This window comes from Caballeronia ptereochthonis (assembly GCF_001545075.1).
Lineage (GTDB): Bacteria > Pseudomonadota > Gammaproteobacteria > Burkholderiales > Burkholderiaceae > Caballeronia > Caballeronia ptereochthonis.
Genome location: NZ_FCOB02000003.1, coordinates 144196 through 167023, shown reverse-complemented (window position 1 = coordinate 167023; position 22828 = coordinate 144196). Strand labels below are relative to the sequence as shown.

Here is a 22828-nt window from a genome sequence, read left to right as displayed (position 1 = left end):
GATGCGCAAGGACGCGCGGTGACGAAATTCATTGTGATGCGGGCGGCTGGCGATTCGACTCGTTCTGCGCCGCGCATGCGTCCCTCGCGGATGAGCGGCGTTCGGCGAAGGGCCGCGCTCCGACTGACACGCGCGCCCGTTCGTCCCCTGCGCTGGCCGGTATCCGGGCTGGCGACCTCACTGCGCGGCCTTCCCGCCGTGAACGGCAGTGGCCGGGAGCACAATGCGCGGCCTTCGAGCAACATGAAGCACGGGCCGCCGGTCGCGTACCGTTGCGGGGACAGCACAGGTCGGCGCGCTCCGTGTTCGGCGTGCTTCGGCACGAACGGACGGCTCCTGTTTCCCGTTTAACTGCGCGTGTTTCGAACCGCACGCGCGAGCACCAGACGCGGGCCAACAATACCACAACGCGACCGCCCGATGTGCCTCACGCGGGCCCTGAAAGCCCGCGCGGCACACGCGTCCTTTCTTGACGCTGGTTCGCGCCGGGCCTAGACTTTCACGCAGTTTTGGTGCCCGCGCGCGGATTCTCTCGCGCGCAGTTAAACGGGAAGCAGGGCGCGTTTCCTTCACGAGATCGAATGGACGTCAACCTGCGCTGCCCCCGCAACGGTAAGCGATCGCCGCGCGTACGAGGTTCCGTCGCATGCGCGGCAAGCCGGCTTCGAGGCCACTGCGCGGCGCGCGTCATGCATGCGCTGCGCGGGAAGGCGAAGCGGCGTTTTCGTCAGCCCGGATACCGGCCAGACTTTCAGAGGGCTTCGCTGCCGCGGGGATGCGGGGCGGCCCGTGATCCATCAAGCCGTGCGCTACTCGTCTCGTCGATCCGCGTTGCTCTCGCATCGCGCATATGAAGCGCACGCATCCACAGCCACGGAGCTACGATGCAAACCCGCAAGATCCCCGTCACGGTCGTGACCGGCTTTCTCGGCAGCGGCAAGACCACGTTGATGCGGCACATCCTGTCCAACGCGCGAGGCTTGCGCATCGCGGTGATCGTCAACGAATTCGGCGAGCTCGGCATCGACGGGGAAATCCTGAAGGGCTGCGGCATCGGCTGCGACGACGAGGCCGGCTCCAGCAACCGCAATCTGTACGAGCTCGCGAACGGCTGCCTGTGCTGCACCGTGCAGGAAGAGTTCTATCCGGTGATGGAGCAGCTCGTCGAGCGCCGCGGGAGCATCGACCACGTGCTGATCGAGACATCGGGCCTCGCGTTGCCCAAGCCGCTGGTGCAGGCGTTCAACTGGCCGTCGATCAGGAACGCCTTCACGGTGGATGCGGTCGTGACCGTGGTTGACGGTCCCGCCGCCGCGAGCGGACAATTCGCGGCGAATCCCGTCGCCGTCGATGCGCAGCGCAAGGCCGATCCGAACCTCGACCACGAATCGCCGCTGCACGAGCTGTTCGAGGATCAGCTTTCGTCGGCGGATCTCGTCATCGTCAACAAGACCGATCTCATGGACGCGGATGCGCTGCGAAAGGTCGAGGCGCTCGTGCGCCCCGAGATTCCGCCCGAAGTGAAGATCGTGCCCGCGCAGATGGGCCAGCTCGACGTGCATACCCTGCTCGGGCTCGAATCGGCGTCGGAGGAGACGATCCACTTGCGGCACGATCATCACGGCTCGCCCGACGACGAAGGTCACGCCGATCATCATCACGACGAGTTCGATTCGGTGGTCGTGCAAGGCGACGTCGAATCGCGCGAGCAGGCCATCGCGGCGTTGCATGCGCTCGTCGAGCGTCACACGATCTATCGCGTGAAGGGCTTCGCCGTGTTGCCCGGCGCCGCGATGCGGCTCGTCGTGCAGGGCGTCGGAAGGCGCTTCGACAGTTATTTCGACCGCCGCTGGGAAGCGAATGAAGCGGACACGCAAAGCCGCTTCGTGCTGATCGGCGAGGATCTGGAGCGCGATGCCTTGCAGCGCGCATTCGACGCCGCGCTCGCGGGCGCACCCGTGCAGGCCTGACGCGATGCATCTGCTCCGCACGACACCGGGAGGCTTCGTCGACGACGCGCAGGGCGTCATGCGCATCGATCAGACGAGCGCGCCGATCGTCGTGCTCAGTTCCGCCGACACGACGCTCGCCCTGCTCGCAAGCGTGTTTCCGCGTCTGGAAGCGGGCTTTCCCGAAGTGCGGCTCGCGAATCAATCGTTCCTGCGCCAGCCCGCGTCCGTCGATTTTTATGTCGACGACGTGCTGCGCCATGCGAAGGTCGTGATCGTCGATCATCTCGGCGGGGAATCGTACTGGCCATACGGCATCGAGCGTCTCGTCGCGCTGGCGAAGAAAGAGAAGCAGATGCTCGCGATGTTCTCGGGCGATCTCGCCGAAGACCCGAACCTCGTCGGCAAGAGCACGGCCGATGCGGCGTTCTGCCGCGAGTTGTCGCGCTATCTGCGCGAAGGCGGCGCACGCAACGCAGAGGAGTTTCTGCGCGCGATCGCGCATCGCGCATTCGGCTTCGGGCGCGAGCCGCGGCCGCCGAGCCCGCTGCCTGCCGTCGCGATCCATCATCCCGAGCGCGATGTCGCCGCCATCGAGGACTGGCAGGCGCGCTGGACCGCAGGCGCGCCCGTCGTCGCGATTCTGTTTTATCGCGCGCATCTGCAGTCGGGCAATACTGCCGTGTTCGACGCGCTCATCGATGCGCTCGAAGAACACGGCATGAATCCGCTGCCGATCGCAATTTCCTCGCTGAAGGAAAGCGTGAGCCGCGAGGTGGTCGAGCGTCTGTGCGCGGAGCATCGCGCATCGCTCGTGCTGAACACCACGGCGTTCGCGGCGGGCGTGATCGGCGAGGGCGAGGCATTCGAAGTCGCCGGCGATGCGCCCGTGCTGCAAGTCATTCTGAGCGGCGGCAATCGCGAGGACTGGCAGAAGGACAATCACGGCCTGAACTCGCGCGATGTCGCGATGCACGTTGCGCTGCCCGAGGTCGATGGCCGCATCATCACGCGCGCGGTGAGCTTCAAGGGGCTCGCGTATCGCTGCAAGCATACGCAAGTGGATGTCGTGCGGTATCAGGCCGATGAAGAGCGCGTGCGCTTCGTGGCCGAGCTGAGCCGCCGCTGGTGCAGGTTGCGTCAGACGCCGAATGCGCAGAAACGCATCGCGCTCGTGCTCGCGAACTATCCGGCGAGCGAAGGACGCATCGGCAATGGCGTGGGGCTCGACACGCCCGCATCGGCCATCGGCATTCTGTCGATGCTCGCGCGCGAAGGCTATCGCGTGGGCGGGATTCCGGAGAACGGCGATGCGCTCATCGCCGCGCTGACCGAGGGCGTGACGAACGATCCCGTCGTGCGCGATCTGCGTCCGGCACTGCAGAGCCTGTCGCTCGACGAATATCTCGATGCCTACCGCGCCTTGCCCGCCGATGCGCGCGCCGCGCTGGAACAGGCCTGGGGCGCGCCGGAAGACGATCCGACGGTGCGGCGGGGCCGCTTCATGATCTCGGGCTATCGCTGCGGCGAGGTGTTCGTCGGCATACAGCCGTCGCGCTCGCGCGAACGCAACGACTACGCGAGCTATCACGATGCGGAGCTCGTGCCGCCGCATTCGTATCTGGCGTTCTATTTCTGGCTGCGCGTGCGCTTTCAGGCGGACGCCCTAGTGCATGTCGGCAAGCACGGCAATCTCGAATGGCTGCCGGGCAAGAGCGTCGCGCTGTCATCGTCGTGCTGGCCGGATGCGATTCTCGGCCCGATGCCGCATCTCTATCCGTTCATCGTGAACGATCCGGGCGAGGGGAGTCAGGCGAAGCGCCGCGCGCAGGCGGTCATCATCGATCATCTGATGCCGCCGCTCACGCGCGCGGAGAACTACGGGCCGTTGCAGGACCTCGAGCGTCAGGTCGACGAATACTACGAAGCGCTGATGGTCGATGTGCGCCGCGCGAAGTTGTTGCGCAAGTCGATCCTCGCGAGCATCGTCGAGAACAGGCTGCACGAAGAGCTCGGACTCGACGCGCCGCGCGACGTCGCCGGCGAGGATGCCTTGCTCACCCGTGCCGACGCGTACCTCTGCGAACTGAAGGAAGCACAGATTCGCGACGGACTGCATGTGTTCGGCATTTCGCCGCAAGGCGTGCAGCGCCGCGACACGCTGCTCGCGCTCGGCCGCTTTCCGGTCGGCGACGGTCAGGGCGCGAATGCGAGCCTCATCACGGCGATCGCGCGTGATCTGCAACTGGGCGACGCGTTCGATCCGCTCGACGCCGACTGGGCCGCACCGTGGAACGGGCCCCGTCCGCCTGCGCTTCAGGCGGTCAGCGATGCGCGCTGGCGTCATCATGGCGATACGCGCGAGCGTCTCGAATCGTTAGCGATGCAACTATTGTCCGACGACGCGGCCGCGCCCGGACCGCACGCGTCGCCCGTGCTCGCGCGCCTGCGCGGCGACGTGCTCGCGCGGCTCGACGCATGCGGCCCGCAAGAGCTCACGCAACTGAAGCGCGGTCTCGAAGGGCGGTTCGTGCCGCCGGGGCCGAGCGGATCGCCATCGCGCGGCAGGCCCGACGTGCTGCCCACGGGCCGCAACTTCTATTCGGTCGATACGCGCGCACTGCCGACGCGGGCGGCATGGTCCCTCGGGGTCAAGTCGGCGAATGCGCTGGTCGAGCGCCATGTGCAGGACCACGGCGATTATCCGCGCGCCATCGGCCTCTCGGTGTGGGGCACGGCGACGATGCGCACCGGCGGCGACGATATCGCGCAGGCGTTCGCGTTGATCGGCGTGAGGCCGAAGTGGGCGGCGGGCAGTCATCGCGTGACCGACTTCGAGATCCTGCCGATCTCCATCTTCAACCGGCCGCGCATCGACGTGACGCTGCGCGTGTCGGGCTTTTTCCGCGATGCGTTCGCGGGCCTCATGCATCTCTTCGATGCCGCCGTGCAGGCCGTCGCCGGGCTGGAGGACGAACCCGCGGACGTCAACCCGATCCGCGCGCGCATCCTGCGCGAGCGCGACGAGCTGATCGCGCGCGGCGTGGATGCAGCGGAAGCGCGGCGGCGCGCGGGCTGGCGCGTGTTCAGCACGAAGCCCGGCGCATACGGCGCGGGTCTGCAGTCGCTGATCGACGCCAGGCAATGGCAGACCGATGCCGATCTTTCCACCGCGTATCAAAGCACGGGCGGTTATGCGTATTCGCAGTCCGGCGATGGTGTCGAAGCGCGCGCGAGCTTCGGCGCGCGGCTCTCGACGCTCGATGTCGTCCTGCACAATCAGGACAACCGCGAGCATGACCTGCTCGATTCGAACGACTATCACCAGTTTCAGGGCGGCATGATCGCGGCCGTGCGCTATCTGTCCGGCGTGCAGCCGCAGGCGTACAACGCCGATCACAGCAATCCCGCCGCGCCGCGCATGCGCACGCTGAACGAGGAAATCGCGCGCGTGGTGCGCTCGCGCGTCGTCAATCCGAAGTGGATCGACGGCGTGAAGCGGCACGGCTACAAGGGCGCATCCGAGCTGGCCGCGACGGTCGACTATCTCTTCGGCTATGACGCGACCGCGCGTGTGGTGTCCGATCATCAATACGCGCTCGTCACGGATGCCTATGTGAACGACGCGGATACGCGCGAGTTCATCGCGGAGCACAACCCGCACGCGCTGCAATCGATCTGCGAGCGCCTGCTCGAAGCGATGGAGCGCGGCTTGTGGCAGGAACCCGCCGGCTATCGCGAACAGATCGAACGGCATCTGCTCGACGCCGAGCAGCGAATCGAAGGCCGACAGAATTGAACGAATCCACTTCATCCCCGGTGTTTCCCTTTTCCGCGCTCGTCGGCCAGGAGCCCTTGCAGCAGGCGCTCTTGCTTGCGGCGGCCGATCCGTCGATCGGCGGCGTGCTCGTCAGCGGACCGCGCGGCACGGCGAAGTCCACGGCGGCGCGCGCGCTCGCGGAGTTGTTGCCGGAAGGGAAACTCGTCACCCTGCCGCTCGGCGCGAGCGAGGAACAGTTGATCGGCACGCTCGACATTCAAAGCGCGTTGCGCGACGGCGGCGTGAAGTTCTCGCCCGGCCTGCTCGCGAAGGCGCATCTGGGCGTGCTGTACGTCGACGAGGTCAATCTCTTGCCGAATCCGCTCGTCGATCAGTTGCTCGATGTCGCGGCGAGCGGCGTGAACATCGTCGAGCGCGATGGCATTTCGCATCGGCACGAGGCGCGCTTCGTGCTGATCGGCACGATGAATCCCGAAGAGGGCGAGTTGCGCCCGCAACTGCTGGATCGTTTCGGCCTGGCTGTCGAGATGAGCAATTGCTTCGATGCGAGCGTGCGGCAACGCATCGTGAAGGCGCGCCTCGCGTTCGATGCCGATCCCGCTGCGTTTCGCGCGCGGCACGCATCAGAGCAAGCGTCCTTGTACGCGCGAATTCATGCGGCGCGCGCCGCGCTCGCGTCATTCGATTTCGACGATGCCGTTCATGCGCGCGTGAGCGAGCTTTGCATCGCGGCGCACGTGGACGGCTTGCGGGCGGATCTCGTGATGCTGCGCGCGGCGCGTGCACTGGCTGCGCTGGAAGGCGCACCGGCCGTGACCGTGACGCATGTCGAGCGGGTCGCCGATGCGGTCTTGCAGCATCGGCGCCGCGAAGTGCAAGCGCAAGCGCCTTCGCAAACGCAGGCCGCGCATGATCCGACGCCGCGCGAGGCGAGCGCGGGCGAATCGGACTGGGGCTATCTGCCGCCCGAGCCGACGGGCACGGCAAGGATCAAGCAGGTGAGGCCGCTCGCCGCAAAAAAAGCCTGAGCCATCGAAGGCGCGACGCGGATGCCGGAGAGCATCGTCTTCGATGGAATGAAGCGCGTTCCAGAGGCCGAGTCGCCTCGCGCGAAGGCGAACAAGAGAGCGCGTCCATCGACTGGATGGCGACATTGCGCGCCAAGCGTGCCGCACGTTTCGACGCGCGCCACCTTCGCTATCGACGCACGCAAGGCGAAGGCGCCGCGATGCATTGCTTCCTGCTCGATTGCTCCGGCTCGATGCTCGCGGGCGAGCGGCTGGCGCGCGCGAAGGGCATGCTCGTCGCGTTGTTCGATCGTGCTTATCGCGAGCGCGCCGACATCGCGCTCGTGTGCTTCGGCGGGGGACGCGCGGAAGTGAGACGTCAGCCGGGCGCGGCGCATTGGTGGAACGAGCGCTGGGTCGCGCCGATCGGCGGCGGTGGCGGCACGCCGCTCGCGCTCGGGCTGTCGAGCGCGGCGACGGTGCTCGCGCGCGCGGCAAGACGCAGGCCGTCGCAGCGGCGCTGGCTGTGGGTCCTGACCGATGGGCGCACCAATGAGCGGCCGGATGCGCCGTATGCTGCGGATCGCATCGTCGTGGTGGACTTCGATGACGGGTCGGCGCGGGTCGGAAGATGCAAGGCGCTCGCGCATGAATGGCAGGCCGAGTACGTCGTTGCCGACGAACTGGCGGTGATGCGAACCGCGGGCTGACCGTGCGCGCGAGGCCGCGATTCATGACCCTTCGCGAAACCTCCCGCGCCGTATCCATTTGGTTGCGATCCACTTCTCGCCTTTTTCGACGGGCGTGCCCGCATGCAGCGTCCGCGGATCGACCTGGCCCAGTTCGTTGCAATACTCGAAGTACAGCGCGTTGCCGGGCTTGGGATGAATGCGCAGGCCGACTTCCGGAAACGTCGTGTCGCCACCCTGTTTAACTTCGTTGAGATAGAGGATGACAGTCACGATCCGCTGGCCGCCGCGCTGCACGTGATGGCGGCTTCCCGCCTGCTCTTCCGGAAAATAGTCGTAATGCGGCCGGTATTCGCCGCCGATGCCGTACCTGAGGATGTGCAGATCCTCGCCGTTCTCGATGGGCTGCCCGGTGAGCGCCGCGAGCCTGCGGTCGATCGTGTCGATCAGCGGATCGGTCCGCGCGTTGACGAAAGCGCCTTCGCTCTTGCGCTCGTTGATGAGAATCTCGCTGCCCGAGCCCGGATCGACGACGGACGATCGCTGCACGCGGCCGCTGCCGATTTCGATCAGCCTGTCGCATTCGTCGCGGCTCAGCACATCGGCGAGCAGCGCGACGACCGGACGCTCGCAGCTGAACAGCTTTCTCGCGGCGCAGTCCGATGCGCTCAGCATCGGGCCTTCGGGCAGCATCGGCTTGCCATAGACGTATTTGGAAGACAAGGCTTCCGGGGAATCGAACTCCTCACCGGCCATGCGCCGCGCGAGTATCGAGCGCGCCGTGTTCGGAGCGAAGGCGTTCGCGATCATCGCATCGATGAGGGATTGCGGCGAGCATCCGCGGCGGATGTTTTCGTCGAGCCAGCTTTTCCAGGACTCGTCGAAGGCTGGGCTCATTCTCGTGTGCTCCGGTGCCGGTTGCAGGACGGTAGTTCATGAAAGCACAAGGAGAAGCGAAAGACAACTTCGGCTTCGCCATGCTCGGGAGCGAATGAAATGCGCGAGCGGGTCAACAATTCGAGCGATTGTGCATGCATGCGATTTTCACTGGCGTCCCATGAAAACAGACCTATGCTTGCTTGAGGCGCACATCGGAGAAGCGTCGTGCCTTGCGACAGCATGCAATTGAATCGGTTCATCGCGGAACGAAGGACACGCCGTTCGATACTGACGCTGCTCGCCTGCGGCTATGTGCTGTTCGGTCTGCCGATGTCCGCGTCCGCCATGCTCAGATGTGAAGCGGACGACGATTCGATCAGCTATGTCACGAGCCGTATCTCAGGCCAGAAATGCGTGCGCGTGAACCTGCGCTGGAACCGGACCTCGCCGCCCGGCGCCGCGGAGCTGTCTCGCAGCGACGATGCTGCCGCTTCCGCGACCTCATCGGCGCGATCGCGCCCGGCTGCCCCGGTCAGGCGCGAGGTGCGGACGCAGATCTATGCCTACGTCGAAAACGGCATACGGCATTTTTCCAGCAGGAGGCCGGTGGGCCTGGATGCCGGTATCTCGGTCATCGCGCTCCATTACATCGAGACCTGCAACTTTTGCGTGCCGGACGAGCAGATCGACGTCGGGTCGCTCGCCCTCGACATGCGCGCATATCGGCAGGAGATCGAAACGGCGGCCTCGGCGTCCGGCGTGGACAGCGCGCTCGTGCGCGCGGTGATTCAGGCGGAGTCGGCCTATCGGGCGAATGCGATCTCGCGCGCCGGCGCGCAGGGACTGATGCAGCTCATGCCGGCCACCGCGCTGAGATTCGGCGTGAGCGATCCTTTCGACGCCGCGCAGAACATACGCGGCGGCGTGCGGTATCTGTCATGGCTGCTCAGGCGCTTCGGCGGCGATCTCGACCTCGCGCTCGCGGGCTACAACAGCGGAGAGGCCGCCGTCGACCGATACAGCGGCATCCCGCCCTACGATGAAACCAGGACGTACGTGTCGCGCGTGAAGGCGCTTGCCGAGCGTTATCGCCGCGGACAATGAGACGGCCTCGCCGCGCGACGACGCTCACTTCGTGTTGTCGACCTCGGTCCTGCCGTTGTACTGCACCTGGCCGCGGAAGAAGTAGTCCGTACAGGCCTTGTAGTCGCCGGGCGTCAGGAGCGAGAACGGCATCTGATAGTCGACGAGCTTGCAGCCGGTCACGGGCTTGCCGTTGGCCCACGCATAGTCCTTGTCGAGATAGGCCTTGATCGCGCCCGCCGAGCCTTCGTTGAAGCCGCGCATGTTGGCGCAGCCGAGCGGCTCGTCGGGCGGAATGGTGACGCCGAGCTCACGGGCCATCTCCTTGTACGCGTTGATCCGGTTCGTGACCTGCGCCTTCTCGGCGCCCCCACCGCCACACTCGATGCCGCCGTTGATGATGTACACCGTCGCGCCGAAGCCTGGCTTCATGTTGTTGGCGAGGTCGACGGCGTTGGGCTTCCAGGTGTTGTCGATCGCCCAGGTCATCGGCGGCTTGGGCGTCTGCGGCGTCACCGCGAACCACACGGCCGATGCGAAGTTGAGCCAGGTATCGGCGACGCGGCCGGGATCGTCGAGGAGCACGTTGACATCGCGATAGAGCGCCTGCGAGAAGGGACCGAAGTTGTAGTTCCACGAGAGCTGTTTCGCACCGCGCCCGAAATAGTCCAGATACTTGCCCGCGCTGTTCTTCGCGCACGGATAGAAGATCCAGTTGGTCGCGTGAGAGCCGGGCACGCATTGCTGGTACGCGCCCACCGCGGAGCCTTCCGCATAGCCCGATTCGCGCAGGAACCACAGCGCCTGCTGCCAGAACGGAATGGGCGTGTCCTGCGGCATTTTGGCGAGCACGGCGTTGTTATGGTCCGGATAGCCGGAGCGCACCTGGGCGGGCGTGAGCGATTGCCAGTTGGCGCCGGTCTCCTGCACGAAGTGCGCGAACGACGTGGCGAGCAGCTTGCGGCAGATCGCGACGGCATCGCGCCCGTCGGTGTAATCGCCGCAATAGGCGGGGAACTTGGCGATGCCGCGCAACAGGTTGACGTAGGAGTACGCGACATTGCGAACGGGGAACAGCGCATCGAACCTCGCTTCGGGCAGGATCGCTTCCACGCGCCGCACGTTGGATGGATTGGCAGCGCGTCCCGGCACGACGGCGTCGACGTCGTCGTCGGGCAGCACGCGCAGGGCATCGCGCAGGAGCGCGATCTGACCGCCCGATTGATCGACCAGCGCCTTTTCGGCTGCCGTGAACTGGGCGGTCGTGGGGTAGTCCGCAGGTGTGGGAATGTAGACGATCTGTGGTTTGTAGGATGCTGGCGTGGGCGTGGGACTCGGAGTTGGAGTTGGAGTTGGCGTCGGAGTAGGAGCGGGCGTCGGAGTAGGAGCGGGCGTCGGCGACGGTACGGGTGCGGGCACCGGCGCCGGAACCGGCGCGGGCGTCGGCGCAGGTGCTGGAGCAGGCGTCGGCGTTGGAGCAGGCGTCGGCGTGCCTCCCGAGCATGCGCCGAGATCCTCCCATACGCCGTATTGCCCCGACTGCGCAGGGTTGTCGCCTTGAGTCCACCACTTGTTTCGATAGTTGCGGCCGCTGGAGGTCACGCGCGTTCCCGCCGTCGCATAGACCTGAGACGCTGACCATGCCGCATTGCATCCGGCAGGCGTTGGTGTTGGTGTGGGCGTCGGTGTCGGTGCAGGTGCAGGTGCAGGCGCAGGCGTGGGCGTGGGCACAGGCGTCGCAGCCGCTCCGATGTCTCTCCACAGCGTCGGCGTCGTCGCGGGATACCAACCCGCGCCGGGATATGCCGTATGCGTCTGCAACGCCTGATACACGCGTCCGTTGTAAGTCACCGTCGCGCCGGACGTGTAAGTCGTTCCTTCCTTCCATGCCTCTTGCGCGAAGCTCGCCGCGGCATACAGCGCCATTGCGGCAGGAAGCAGCGTCAAGGTCTTGCGGTTCAATCTCATCTCGATACCTCCGCGCAGTGCTGAGTGGCATTGACTTCGTATGGCCCCCTGGTCGGGGCCGGGCGTCGCATCGCGCCTACCTTCGCCTCATGCTCATGTCCGGGTAGCGCGTGAACTTCCATTCCTCGTAACTCGTCTGCAGCGCGAAGCTCGCGTCGTCGTCGGGAAAACCGTCGTGCTTGAGCGGCGTGCCCGCGGCGCTGCTGTGCACGCCGTACAGCTCGCCGTTCGGCCCCTTGATCAGGGTCCAGGGCCCGTTGGTCATCGGATCGGGGTACGCGTCGCGCAGGTAGCGCCGCACGATGGACGTGCGCGGATCGCGCAGCAGTTCGTCGAAGCTCTTCGGGTACGCGCCGCCCGGGTCGGCGCGCACGTACTCGTCTATCGCCCGGCGAATGGCGTCGCCACGGCGCAACAGCTCTTCTTCCTTGCCACGCTGCGCCTGCGTGCTCCACACAATGCCCACCTGCATCAGATACACGCCGATCACCGCCACGCTCACGAGCGCGAGCAGCATGCCGAAGCCTCGCTCGCGCTTGCGCATCGACGGGAGCTTGGGCGGGCGCGCGCTACCACGTGCCATAGTCCGTGCCATCCTTTCCCTTGCCCTTCGCACCGCTGTGCACGTCGTAGACGCCGGGCTTGCCGTCGGGCGGCTGGACGGTAGCCCACGTGGTCCGGCTCTGCGTGACGGGGTCCAGCGGCACTTCGCGCAGATAGCGCTTCTCGACGAGCTCCTGCAGCGTCTGCGGATAGCGGCCCTGGTCGGCGCGGAAATGGTCGATCGAATCGCGCATCGCGGCGAGGTTCTGATGCAGCACCGTGTCCTTCGCCTTGTCGGCCTGGCCAAAGTAGCGGGGCACGACGAGCGTGAGCAGCGTCGCGATGATGGCCAGCACGACGAGCAGTTCGATCAGCGTGAAGCCCCGTCTTGCCTTTCTGCTGAGCGCGCTCATTGCTTTCACCACTTGCGGTACGGAATGCCGTCAAGCCCCGCGCCTTCCGAAAGCGAGTAGACGTCGTACACGTCGTTGCCTTCGCTCGGCGCGTCGGCGGGGCTCGCGTAGCTGCGCTTGCCCCAGGTCTGCTCGTCCGAGCGGCTCGGGCAGTTGCACATGGGATCGCGCGGAATGCGCCGCAGGAAATAGATGCGGGTTTTTTCGGGCGCCGTCTTGTCCGCCACGCCTTCGACCAAAACGCCGAGCTTCGGCGGATAGCCAGTTTCGCCAACAGGGCGATCGATCTTGCCCTCGTCGCCGGCTTTCTTGTAGGCGTCGATGGCGTCGCGAATGCTCCACAGCGCGCGCTTGAGCTCGTCTTCCTTCTCGCGCTGGGCGGCGATCTGCGTGAGCGGCAGCGCCACCGTAGCCAGCGCGGCGAGAATGGCAAGCGTCACGAGCAGCTCGATCAGGGTGAAGCCCTTGCTCATGGATGGGCGCTCTCCTCATGGCCTGACGTTTTCGGGAGGCGGCGCCAGCGGCGGCGCGAAGCCCGGCGGCCGCGAACGCGGGTACGCGGGCGCCGGCGGCGCGATAAGCGGCTCGGATGGCGCGGGCGCGGGCGCGGGTGATGGCGGTGCGGGCGGTGCGGGCGGCAGGGTCGCGGGTGGTGCCGCCGGAGTCGATGGCGCAAGCACGGGCGGCGGCGTGCGCGCGCCGTCGGCCGCCGGCGCGATGTCGCGCTCGGTCGTGATGCGCGTATCGGTGCCCGAGTCGAACGACACGACGTTGCCCGGCGGAACCGCCTGATTGCGCACGATGCGCGGCGTGAGCAGCAGGACGAGCTCCGTCTGATGCTCGTCGTTCGCGCGGCTGCCGAAGATGCGGTCGAAAAAGGGAATGCGGCTCAGGCCCGGCAGCCCCGAACCCGTCGCGCGCTCGTTGCGCTGAAGCAGCCCGGCGAGCATCTGTGTTTCGTTGTTGCGCACGCTCATGACGGTCTCGGCGGTGCGCGTGCCGATCTGATACGCGACGAGTCCGCTCGAGGTCGTGATGGTGTCGGTGACGTTGGACACTTCCATGCGCAGCTTGACCTGCACTTCGTCGCTGCCCGCGATCACGGGCGCCACTTCGAGCGTGAGGCCGACGTCCTGATAGTTCACGCTCTCCGAGCTGAAATTGCTCGACAGCGTGGTGGTGACGACGGGCAGCCTGTCGCCGATCAGCACCTTGGCCTTTTCTCGGTTTCTCACGCGAATCTGCGGGTTCGCAAGCGTCTTGCTGAGGCCGTGCGTCTGCAGGAAGTTGATGCCCAGGGGACCGATCCGCACGAGGATGTCGCTGCTGTTCAGGTTGCGCAACTGCTCGAGCGTGAGGTAATTCGGATTGAGCGGCTGAGTGTCCGTGGAAGTCGGCTGCGGCTGCAGCGCGAACTCGATGTTGCTCGGATACTGGACGCCGAGTTGCAGCAGGTCCGCGGCGGAGACTTCGAGGATCTGCGCCTCGATTACGACCTCGGCGGGCGTCACGTCGAGCGCCGAGATGATGCGCTCGGCCACCTTCACGGTGTCGGGCGCATCGCGCAGGATGATCGCGTTGGTGCGCTCGTCGAGCACGGCGTCGCGCGTCTTGACCATCTGCTTCAATACGGCCAGCACTTGCGCCGCCTGCGCATTCTCGAGATAGAACGTGCGCACCGCCAGATCGCGGTATTCGGTTTCCTTGTCGGGCCGCCTCGGATAGATGAGGATCGAATTGCCGCTCACGACCTTGCTCGAGAGCTGGTTCGCCTGCAGAACCATGTTGAGCACCTGCCTGACCGGCGTGCTGCTCGCGTAGATCGTGGTGGGCGCGCCCGACTGCACGTCGCGGTCGAAGGTGAAGTTGAGCCCGGTGATGTTCGACACGAGCTCGAAGATGCTGATGAGCGGCTGGTCGCGGAACTGCACGGTGATCGGCTGATCGAGATCGCGGCTCAGCTTCGGTGCGAGATCCCGCGCCCTGGGCGTCAGCAATTCATCGCGCAGGCGCCTCGCGCGCGTGTTGTCCGGCTGCTTCGACAGCACGTCACTGACGATCGACAAGGCTTCGTCGGGCTTTTCGATGCGGATCGATTCCGCGTATTGCAGCGATGTATCGATGGCCGCCTGACGCTCGATCCAGACGATCATCGAGCGCGGCCTGTCGTCGCCGGGCGCGGACTGCTGCGCGCGCCGCGCCCATTCGAGCGCCTGGCCCGCGTCGCCCGCGCGATACGCGACCGTCGCGCGCGTCAGGTACTCGTCGGTCAGACGGCGCCGCAGGCTCATGTACCAGCCCTTTATCTCCAGATCGTCCGGGTACTGCGCGGTTTGCTGCGCGAGCAGCTCCAGTTGCGCGTCGGAGGGCATGCCCGCGAGCCGGTTCTCCAGATCCTTGCGATGCAGTTCCCCGGCGCACGCGGTGAGAAGCGTGACGAGCGCCCACGCCGTCGTGATGTTGGTGGTTCGGCTCATCGAGGTTCTCCAAACGACAACTGCTGCTGCCGCTTCAACGGCAAGTACGTGAATTTCACGTGCTGTCGATCGATCTCCTCGATCCTGTAGGCATTCAGAATGACGTCGCCCCTGCGCAGGAAGCCCTTCTTCTGGCAGGCGGCGCACAGCGCGAACTCCTTTCCGGCGCCCGCAAGCACCGCGTAGAAGTCGCCGCGCGGGTCGAGCCAGAGCGAGCGGACCACGAACGGCAAGGGGGGCGGCTCGGGCGGCGGCAGTTTCGCGGCCGGCACGGGGGGCGGCGGAGGCGGTGGCGGCGGCTGCCAGGTCTGACCCGGAAAGAGGTTGACTTCGCTCGCGGGCGCGGCAGCTTCGGCGGGCGCCGATGCATCGCCGGAGCCGGCGGCTTGCACGGGCGCGGCGGCGGATGCCGCGGATGCCGCAGACGCAGACGCCGCGGCCGGAGCAGGCGCCGGACGCGCCGGCGTTTCGTCCTTCGACGCACGCCACTGCACGAACACGATCAGACCGATCGTGACCGCCAGCAGCCCCTGAACCGGCCGGGAGACTTTCAGCGTGCGCGCGTTCAGCCCGTTCACTTCGCGGCCTCGACGAGAAAGGCGCATTGCAGCCGGACCTCCAGCTGGGTCGCGCCGATGTCGGCCCGTGTCATCGTGAGGCGTTCGCAGCGGGTGCCGGGCAGGCGCCGCAATGCGCCGATGAAGCCGCGCAGCTGCGGATACGTCGCCTGAAAGCTGCCTTCCACGAGGTAGCGTTTCACGCTCGAATCGCGCTCGGTTGCAACCTGATAGCTGATCTGCGGGATGATCATGCCGTTTTTTGCCGCGATCGCATGCAGGCTGTGCAGGAATACGAAATAGCGCTGGTCCGCGCTCACGGGCGCGACGGCTTCGTCGGCGGCGGGCGGGGGCGGCTGCTTCAGGCTGGCGGCGCGCGCATCGAGCCCGTGCCGGCGCGCGGTGATATCCGCGCGCAACGGGACGATGTCGACGAGCGCGATGATCGCCGCGCCCAGCGCGATCAGCACGGCCAGCACGCCGAAGATCCCGAGACGCCATTGAGCGCGGCGCAGCTCCCATGTCCAGCGGCTCATCGCGGTGCTCCCGCCGACGCGGGCTGCGCCGGAGCGTCGGCGGGCCGCGCGGCGAACGGCCGCCAGATCACCTGCAGCGTGGTTTCGACCGAAGGCACGGGCGGCGGCGGCTTCGTCACCTGACGCTTGATCGCGACGCTTTCCGTCTCCGGCTGCGCCTGGAACCAGTCGGCATAGGAAATCGCCTCCTGCACCGAGCGTGTCTCGAACACGAGGGTGATCTGCCGCGACGCCGTCACGATGTCCACGCTCAGAAGTGCGATGTCCGGCTTCCATCCGCCTTCGATGAGATCGCGCGCCGGTTCGGTCGCGAAGCGCTGCTGCGCCATCAGCCCGGCGGCGCGCGTGTCGTTCGCGTCGTGCTGGGCCCGGGCGATGGCCCGATACTTTTGCTCCTGCCTGGCGATGACGTCTTCGCGCGCGTCGAGCGCCTCGCCGATGCGCTTCAGCTCATCGCGGTATTTCAGCGTCGCGATCAGCGCGACCACCGCCAGCACGAGCGCGAGCAGTCCGGGTACGGCCCCCGGCCGGTTGGCGCGATCGAGGAAGAGGCGCGGCGTTTTCATGCGGCGGCATCCCATGGCGCGGGCAGCCATTCGATGTGCGCGGCGTCCTCCACCCATCGCTGCGCGCCGCCGGGGCCGATGACATAGAGCCGCTCGGGCGGCGGCGCGTCCCAGAGGGCGAGCGCATCGCGCAGCACGTCGTCGATCCGGTCCGGCACCGGCAAGGCGATAAACGCCGTCCACTGTCCGCCATGCCGCAGCCCGATGTGCGCGATCGCGGCGCGGGCGCTCGTCTCTTCCAGCTCCGCCACGGCGATCGCGCCGTCGCGCATGCGCCGCGCGTGCTTCGACAGCGCGAACGTGAACGCGGGCTCCATGCCGAGCAGCATCAGCCGGCGCGCCTTGCAGACATGCGCGACGCCGGCGCAGAGCGCCTCGGGTACGGCGGCGGCGAGCCTGCCCTCGCCCCACGGACCGTCGGCGATCGTGAAGCGCCACTGCTCGACGCCTTGCACGCCCGCCTGCACGAACTGCATGCGCGCGGCGGAGATCCAGTCCTGCGGTTTCGGCAGCGGCTGCCACGGCAGCGCGAAGTAGCGCACGAATGGCGCGCCGACCAATACTCTGAGCATATGCAGGCCGGGCCGCGCCGGCTTCGGGGCGAGCTGCTCGAACGCCTTCGACGCGGCCTGCACGTCTCCGGGCGTCGCAAGCGCCACGCTCGCGCCGTGCGCGCCGGAAGGCGCGAGCACGCGCGCGCGTTCGCCGTCGATCCAGATCGTCACGGCTCCCGTGCCCGGGACGCCCTGCAAACGCGCGATCTCGACGCTCCGCAGCTTCGATGCGGCGGCCTTGAGCGATCCGAGCGAGTCCGTGAAACGCGACATTGCCGTGCCCCTACTCGACCATGGTGACGCGGTTGACTTCCGCGAGCGTGGTGCGGCCGTCGGCGACGGCGCGCAGCGCGATCCGCCGGAGCGGCACGAAGCCGCTGCGATAGGTCTCCTGCTTGAGCTCCGCGAGCGGCCGCCGCTCGATGAAGCATTGCTTGATCTGATCGTTCAGGCGCAGCACTTCGGCGATCGGCTGACGTCCGAGATAGCCGGTGCGGCGGCACGCCTCGCAGCCGGCGCCCCGGCGAAAACGCCATCCGGCGACCTGTTCGCGCGTGAGCGCCGAAGCCCGGAGCAGGGCGTCGTCGGGCGGCGCGTCGTCGCGCGCGCAGTGCGGACAGTTCTTGCGCATGAGCCGCTGCGCGACGGCGCCGAGCAGCGCATCGACGAAGCTGTGCATGTCGACGCCCATGTGCAGGAAGCGGTCGAGCACCGAGAACACGTTGTTCGCGTGCACGGACGTCAGCACGAGGTGTCCCGTGAGCGCCGCCTGCACGGCGATGCCCGCGGTTTCGCCGTCGCGGATCTCGCCGACGAGAATCTTGTCCGGGTCGTGCCTGAGAATCGAGCGCAGGCCGCGCGCGAACGTCAGCCCTTTCTTGTCGTTGATCGGGATCTGCAGGACGCCGGGGAGCTCGTATTCCACCGGGTCTTCGATGGTGATGATCTTCTCGTCGCCCGTGTTGATCTCGGAGAGCGTCGCGTACAGCGTGGTCGATTTGCCCGAGCCGGTCGGCCCCGTCACGAGCAGCAGGCCGTAGGGCTCGTGCGCGATCGAGCGGATCGATTCGACGATGTCCGGCTCGTGCCCGATCGAGTCGAGGCGCAGCGCCGCGTTGCCCGATTCGCCGCGCTGCTTGTCGAGCACGCGCAGCACGGCGTCCTCGCCGTGTATGGACGGCATGATGGACACGCGAAAGTCGATCTCGCGCTGATTGATGAGCGCCTTGAAGCGACCGTCCTGCGGAACGCGCCGCTCGCCGATATCGAGCTCGGCCATGACCTTCAGGCGCGAGAGCACCTGCTCGGCGGTATCGATGCCGGGCGCGGTCGCGGTCGTCTGCAGCACGCCGTCGATGCGGTACTTGATGACGAGGCCCGTCGCCGTGCTCTCGATGTGGATGTCGGATGCACGCGCCCGCAGCGCATCGTAGAGCGACGAATTGACGAGCCGGATGACGGGGTGCGTGTCGGCGGCGAGCGTGGCCAGCGTGATCTCGACGCCCGCGTCGGCGGCGGCCGCGGCCGTGTCGGCGACGCTCACCTGCGTGAGCGCCTGATGCGCGGATTCATGCTGCGCGAGAAAGGCCGCGAGATCGGCCGGAACGCAGAACGCGAACGCGAAGGCCGTCCTGACTCGCTGCATCGCCCAGATGCGCAGTTGCGCGGCGAACGGATCGGCGAGCACGAGCCACAGGCGCGCTTCGGCGTCGGCGGCGAGGACGCAATGGCGCGACATCGCCTCGCCGAACGGCAGGAGGTCGAAGCGCGGCTCGAGCGCCTGCAGCGCGTCCTTGCCGACCCCGCGCAGGCCGAGCGCGTCGCTCACGCGCATCAGGTAGTCGTGCGGGTCGTGTTGCGCGTCGTCCCAGTAGCGCTGCTGTCTCGTCCGGTGATCGCGGCGCGCGTCGGGCCGGGCAGGCGCATCGGCGATGTCTTCCATGATTCACCCCACGCTTCCCGCGAGTTGAAAGATCGGCATGTAGAGCAGAAAAATGATCGTCCCGACGATGCCGCCCACCAGCAGCATCAGCACCGGCTCGACGACGCGCATCAACGTGTCGATTGCGCGATCGAGTTCTTCGTCGCAGAACTCGGCCGAGCGCGTGACCATGCCGGGCAGCTCGCCGCTCTGCTCGCCGACGCGAATCAGCCGCTCGGCCACCGGCGTGGTCAGGTTCGCGGCGGGCAGCGCGGCGGACAGCGACTTGCCCGCGCGGATGTCGTCGAGCGCCTGCGACAGCGCCGCCTGCATCGCGCCCGGCAGCAATTGCGCGGAGAGTTCCATCGACGCGACCATCGACATGCCGCCCGCGAGCAGGAGGCCCAGCGTGCGGTAGAAGCGCGTGAGCGCGAACAGCCGCTGATAGTCGGCGAGCTTCGGCAGGCGCAGGAACGCGGCGAAGAGGCCGGCGCGCACCCTGGCGCTTCGCAGCGACAGGCCCGCGCCCGCGAGCGCCGCGAAGAGGCCCGCGAGCAGCACGCCGCCGTGCGCCGCGACGAGATTGCCCCACGCGAGCATCAGCTTGACCGTCAGAGGCATGTCCTTCATCGTCGCGAAGACCTGGCTGAACTTCGGAATCACATAGAACGCCATGAACAGGATGATCAACGCGCCCACGGCGATCACGATCGACGGGTACACCATCGACGACACGACTTTCTTGCGCACGGCGGCGAGGCGCGCGTCATAGTGGTGATAGCGCTTGAGCGCCTCGGCGAGATGCCCCGTCTGCTCCGCCGAGGCGACCGTCGCGACATAGAGCGCAGGGAAATGCTCCGGCTGCCGTTCGAGCGCGCGCGAGAGCGGCTCGCCCTCGTAAAGCGCGGTCACGATGCCCTGCATCACCGTGCGGTTGAGGCCTTCCTTGCTCTTGTCGCGCAGCGTCTCGACCGTCTCCACGAGGCTCAGCCCCGCTTCCAGCAGCGCGATGAGCTCCTGCGTGAAAAGCGAGCGCTCGAAGACCGGCTTGCGCAGCGTGAGCGCGCGCTTCGGAGTCCCGAGCGGCGTCGCTTCCAGCAAGGTGAAGCCCATGCCGCCGATACTCGCGCGCAGTTGCGCTTCGTCGGCCGCCTCGAGCTCCAGCTCCTGCTCGCCGCCATCGCTTCCGACCCGCACGTGATAACGCATGATCGCGCCGCCCGTGTCCGTCATTTGCCGATGATGTCCGCGTCCTCGCCGGTTCCGCCGGGCTTGCCGTCCGCGCCGAAGGTCATCAGGTCATAGTCCTTGCCGTTCTCGCCGGGGCTGCGATAGACATAGGGCTTGCCCCAGGGATCGTTGGGCACCTGGCTGCTCATGTACGGGCCTTCCCAGCCCTGGACATTGCCGACGTTGGTCGTCAGGGCCGGCAGGCCGGCTTCGGTGCCCGGGTAACGGCCGGTATCCAGCCGGTATCGGTCGAGCGCGCTCTCGATGCCCTTCATCTGCGACGCGGCGGTCTTGCTGCGCGCCTTGCCGACTTCGCCGAAGAGCTTCGGGCCCACGTATCCCGCGAGCAGCGCGATGATGAGCAGGACGACCAGCAGCTCCAGCAGCGTGAAGCCGCGCCGGAACCCTTTGCCTCGTTGTTGCGCCAGCCGCTTTCCGGCAGGCGACGCGCCCGTGAGCGCGACGCCGGATGATCGCTCGTGCATGGCTGCTCCCGCGTGATCGGACTCATCGGGGACGCGCGGCGACGAGGCATCGGGCCGATCGTCGCGCGTCCTGCCGGCGGGTCATTTGTTGACTTCGCCCATGACGTTCAACAACTCCGCGTTCGGTCCGTCGCCGTCGAGCTCCCAGCCGAACACGCCGCGCAGGTTCAGGCTCTTCACGTAGTCGACCTTGGTCCGGATGGTGGCCGCCGAGTCGTAGGACCAGAAGGTCGTGCCGTCGAACTTGTAGGACTGTTTCGCGACGGGGTGCTCGTACGCGGTGCCGGCCTTGCCCTTGAGAATCTTGTAATCCTCGATGCCCGTTTCGTACTTGCCCGGTGCGGGCTTGGTCGCCTTCTGATAGAGGCCGTCGCCCTTCGGTCCGGGCGTGACGCCGGTCCAGCCTCTGCCGTATAACGGGATGCCGACCACGATCTTCGACGCCGGCACGCCCGCGTTGAGCAGGTTCCTGACGGCGGCGTCCACGGTGTAGGAGGCGCCGTTGCCGCCCGCCTTGACGTTCGGGCTTTCCGGGTCCGCGTACAGGTTCGACTGGAAGTCGGTCGGACCCGCGGCTTCCCAGCCGCCGTGGAAGTCGTAGGACATCACGTTGATCCAGTCGAGCGACTTGCTGTACTCGCCCGGCACGGTGCTGGCGATCTTGTCGCCGCCGGAGCCGATCGCCACCGTCAGCAGATAGCGCTTGCCGTTCTGCGCGCCGATTGCATCCAGCTGCTTGCGGAACTCTGCGAGAAGCAGGGTGAAGTTCTGCTTGTCGTTCGGATCGACCGCGTTGTACGGCTGGCCGCCGCCGCCCGGGAATTCCCAGTCGATGTCGATGCCGTCGAATACGTCGGCGGCGATGCCGTCGCCACCGGCGTTCGAGCCCGCGTCGAAAGGAATATTTCCCTTGACGTAGACGTTGATGCACGACGACACGAGTTGCTTGCGCAAGGCGTCGGTCGTCGCGGCTTTACCGAACCACCGCGACCAGGTCCAGCCGCCGAGCGAAATCATGACTTTCAGGTTCGGGTACTTCGCCTTCAGTTGCTTCAACTGATTGAAGTTTCCCTTGAGCGGGCCGGCCTTGCCGATGCGCGGATCGCCCTGCGGGAAGTCCCAGGCATCGGACTTGCCGTTGACCGATTCGTTGGCGCTGAAGCCCTTCTGATAGTCGGCCCAGCCGTCGCCTCCGCTGCCGGCGTCCGGCGCGTCCGGGTTGGTCGCGCCCGGTTCCGCCTTGGTGATGATGCCGCACTCGTAGCCGCCGTTCTTCTGATAGATGTTGCCGAACGCGTAGTTGATGAACGTGAGCACCTTCGCGGAGCCGGATGTGTCGACATCCCTGACCTTGTAGTTGCGGTCATAGATGCCCCACTGCGCGAAGTAGCCGCCGACCTCGTGCGCGGTCGTGCCGCCGGAGGGGGAGGGTGTTGGCGTCGGTGTTGGTGTCGGCGTTGGCGTTGGTGTCGGTGTCGGTGTCGGCGTTGGTGTTGGTGTTGGTGTTGGTGTTGGTGTCGGCGTCGGTGTTGGTGTTGGTGTTGGTGTTGGTGTTGGTGTTGGCGTCGGCGTTGGCGTTGGCGTTGGTGTTGGTGTTGGCGTCGGTGTCGGTGTCGGTGTCGGTGTCGGACTGCCCGAGCACGCGCCGAGGTCTTCCCATGCACCATATGTTCCGGACTGCGCCGGATTGTCTCCCTGAGTCCACCACTTGTTCCGATAGTTGCGGCCGTTGTAGGTCACGCGGGTGCCCGCCGTCGCATAGACCTGTGCGCTCGACCAGGCTGCATAGCAAGCCGACGGAGAAGGCGCGGGCGTGGGCGTCGGTGTAGGCGCAGGTGTCGGTGTCGGTGTCGGTGTCGGTGCGGGAGACGGTGAAGGCGTCGGCGTCGCCGTGCCCAGATCGCGCCACAGCGTCGGCGTGGTCGACGGTGTCCAGCCCGCGCCGGGATAGGCCGTGTGGCTTTGCAGTGCCTGATAGGTACGTCCGTTGTATGTGACGGTCGTGCCGGCCGAGTAGGTCGTCCCTTCCTGCCATTCCGCGCCCCACGCGTTCATCGAGCACGATAAAAGCAGCGCGATGGTCAGTGCACTTCTTCTCGAATTGTTGCCAGCGCTATTCATGACAATGGCCTCCCTGGCTGGTTCCGCTTATTGACTGCAGAAGTTTTCTTTTATGAACTGACCACGTCT

Annotated in this window: 19 protein-coding genes and 2 riboswitches; of the genes, 5 read left to right on the top strand and 14 right to left on the bottom strand. The window is 66.7% G+C overall.

Translation table 11 applies throughout. The features are described from left to right. Positions 1 to 137: 137 nt before the first annotated feature. Positions 138 to 402: riboswitch (cobalamin riboswitch) on the bottom strand. A 90-nt stretch (positions 403 to 492) separates the two neighbouring features. Next, a riboswitch (cobalamin riboswitch) is annotated at positions 493 to 762 on the top strand. Between the two features lie 122 nt (positions 763 to 884). From cobW to AWB83_RS04245, 4 genes are all read left to right on the top strand, one after another. Next, positions 885 to 1970: a cobalamin biosynthesis protein CobW gene (cobW, locus tag AWB83_RS04260; protein WP_087042997.1), complete on the top strand. Its 1086-nt coding sequence runs from the start codon at positions 885 to 887 to the stop codon at positions 1968 to 1970. Positions 1971 to 1974: 4 nt separating this feature from the next. Then, complete coding sequence (gene cobN / locus AWB83_RS04255; RefSeq protein ID WP_087043148.1) at positions 1975 to 5748, top strand: cobaltochelatase subunit CobN; 3774 nt, start codon at positions 1975 to 1977, stop codon at positions 5746 to 5748. Then, positions 5745 to 6758, top strand: a complete 1014-nt coding sequence (locus tag AWB83_RS04250) for a magnesium chelatase ATPase subunit I (RefSeq protein ID WP_087042996.1) — start codon at positions 5745 to 5747, stop codon at positions 6756 to 6758. The genes cobN and AWB83_RS04250 overlap by 4 nt, the downstream gene beginning before the upstream one ends. A 116-nt stretch (positions 6759 to 6874) precedes the next feature. Further along, a complete protein-coding gene (locus AWB83_RS04245) occupies positions 6875 to 7447 on the top strand; it encodes a vWA domain-containing protein (protein WP_087042995.1) in 573 nt (190 codons plus the stop codon). Positions 7448 to 7468: 21 nt separating this feature from the next. Here the strand turns inward: AWB83_RS04245 and AWB83_RS04240 are convergent, their stop codons facing one another. Beyond that, on the bottom strand, positions 7469 to 8323 hold the full coding sequence (locus tag AWB83_RS04240) for a 2OG-Fe(II) oxygenase (RefSeq protein ID WP_087042994.1): 855 nt from the start codon (positions 8321 to 8323) through the stop codon (positions 7469 to 7471). A 222-nt stretch (positions 8324 to 8545) separates the two neighbouring features. Here AWB83_RS04240 and AWB83_RS04235 point away from each other — a divergent pair, with 222 nt between their 5' ends. Beyond that, on the top strand, positions 8546 to 9409 hold the full coding sequence (locus tag AWB83_RS04235) for a lytic transglycosylase domain-containing protein (RefSeq protein ID WP_087042993.1): 864 nt from the start codon (positions 8546 to 8548) through the stop codon (positions 9407 to 9409). 24 nt (positions 9410 to 9433) lie between these two features. On the opposite strand, the gene AWB83_RS37055 is transcribed toward AWB83_RS04235, so the two are convergent. The 13 genes from AWB83_RS37055 to AWB83_RS04160 form a co-directional block, all read right to left on the bottom strand. After that, positions 9434 to 11356, bottom strand: a complete 1923-nt coding sequence (locus AWB83_RS37055; RefSeq protein WP_244197566.1) for a glycoside hydrolase family 19 protein — start codon at positions 11354 to 11356, stop codon at positions 9434 to 9436. Positions 11357 to 11432: 76 nt separating this feature from the next. After that, complete coding sequence (locus AWB83_RS04215; RefSeq protein WP_244197565.1) at positions 11433 to 11939, bottom strand: type II secretion system protein; 507 nt, start codon at positions 11937 to 11939, stop codon at positions 11433 to 11435. Next, positions 11926 to 12312 carry a type II secretion system protein gene (locus AWB83_RS04210; RefSeq protein WP_087043144.1) on the bottom strand — a complete coding sequence of 129 codons (387 nt, stop codon included), beginning with the start codon at positions 12310 to 12312 and terminating at the stop codon, positions 11926 to 11928. Before AWB83_RS04210 ends, AWB83_RS04215 begins: the two co-directional genes overlap by 14 nt. 5 nt (positions 12313 to 12317) lie before the next feature. Then, complete coding sequence (locus AWB83_RS04205; protein WP_087042992.1) at positions 12318 to 12785, bottom strand: type II secretion system protein; 468 nt, start codon at positions 12783 to 12785, stop codon at positions 12318 to 12320. Positions 12786 to 12800: 15 nt separating this feature from the next. Beyond that, entirely contained in the window at positions 12801 to 14789 is a 1989-nt protein-coding gene (locus AWB83_RS04200) for a secretin GspD/PilQ domain-containing protein (RefSeq protein ID WP_087042991.1), read from the bottom strand. Beyond that, the gene (locus AWB83_RS04195; RefSeq protein WP_087042990.1) at positions 14786 to 15367 is read right to left on the bottom strand and encodes a hypothetical protein; all 582 of its coding nucleotides are present in this window, start codon (positions 15365 to 15367) and stop codon (positions 14786 to 14788) included. Before AWB83_RS04195 ends, AWB83_RS04200 begins: the two co-directional genes overlap by 4 nt. Then, positions 15364 to 15882, bottom strand: coding sequence for a hypothetical protein (locus tag AWB83_RS04190; RefSeq protein ID WP_087042989.1), 519 nt, complete (start codon positions 15880 to 15882; stop codon positions 15364 to 15366). Before AWB83_RS04190 ends, AWB83_RS04195 begins: the two co-directional genes overlap by 4 nt. Beyond that, positions 15879 to 16448: a hypothetical protein gene (locus tag AWB83_RS04185; protein ID WP_087042988.1), complete on the bottom strand. Its 570-nt coding sequence runs from the start codon at positions 16446 to 16448 to the stop codon at positions 15879 to 15881. Before AWB83_RS04185 ends, AWB83_RS04190 begins: the two co-directional genes overlap by 4 nt. Then, positions 16445 to 17275 (bottom strand): hypothetical protein, encoded by an 831-nt coding sequence (locus AWB83_RS04180; RefSeq protein ID WP_087042987.1) that lies wholly within the window; start codon positions 17273 to 17275, stop codon positions 16445 to 16447. The genes AWB83_RS04185 and AWB83_RS04180 overlap by 4 nt, the downstream gene beginning before the upstream one ends. Before the next feature lie 10 nt (positions 17276 to 17285). Continuing rightward, positions 17286 to 18944, bottom strand: a complete 1659-nt coding sequence (locus tag AWB83_RS04175) for a GspE/PulE family protein (RefSeq protein ID WP_087042986.1) — start codon at positions 18942 to 18944, stop codon at positions 17286 to 17288. 3 nt (positions 18945 to 18947) lie between these two features. Further along, positions 18948 to 20156 (bottom strand): type II secretion system F family protein, encoded by a 1209-nt coding sequence (locus AWB83_RS04170; RefSeq protein WP_244197564.1) that lies wholly within the window; start codon positions 20154 to 20156, stop codon positions 18948 to 18950. After that, the gene (gene gspG, locus AWB83_RS04165; protein ID WP_087042985.1) at positions 20153 to 20638 is read right to left on the bottom strand and encodes a type II secretion system major pseudopilin GspG; all 486 of its coding nucleotides are present in this window, start codon (positions 20636 to 20638) and stop codon (positions 20153 to 20155) included. Before gspG ends, AWB83_RS04170 begins: the two co-directional genes overlap by 4 nt. A gap of 81 nt (positions 20639 to 20719) precedes the next feature. Further along, the gene (locus AWB83_RS04160; RefSeq protein ID WP_087042984.1) at positions 20720 to 22759 is read right to left on the bottom strand and encodes a glycosyl hydrolase family 18 protein; all 2040 of its coding nucleotides are present in this window, start codon (positions 22757 to 22759) and stop codon (positions 20720 to 20722) included. Positions 22760 to 22828 lie beyond the last annotated feature (69 nt).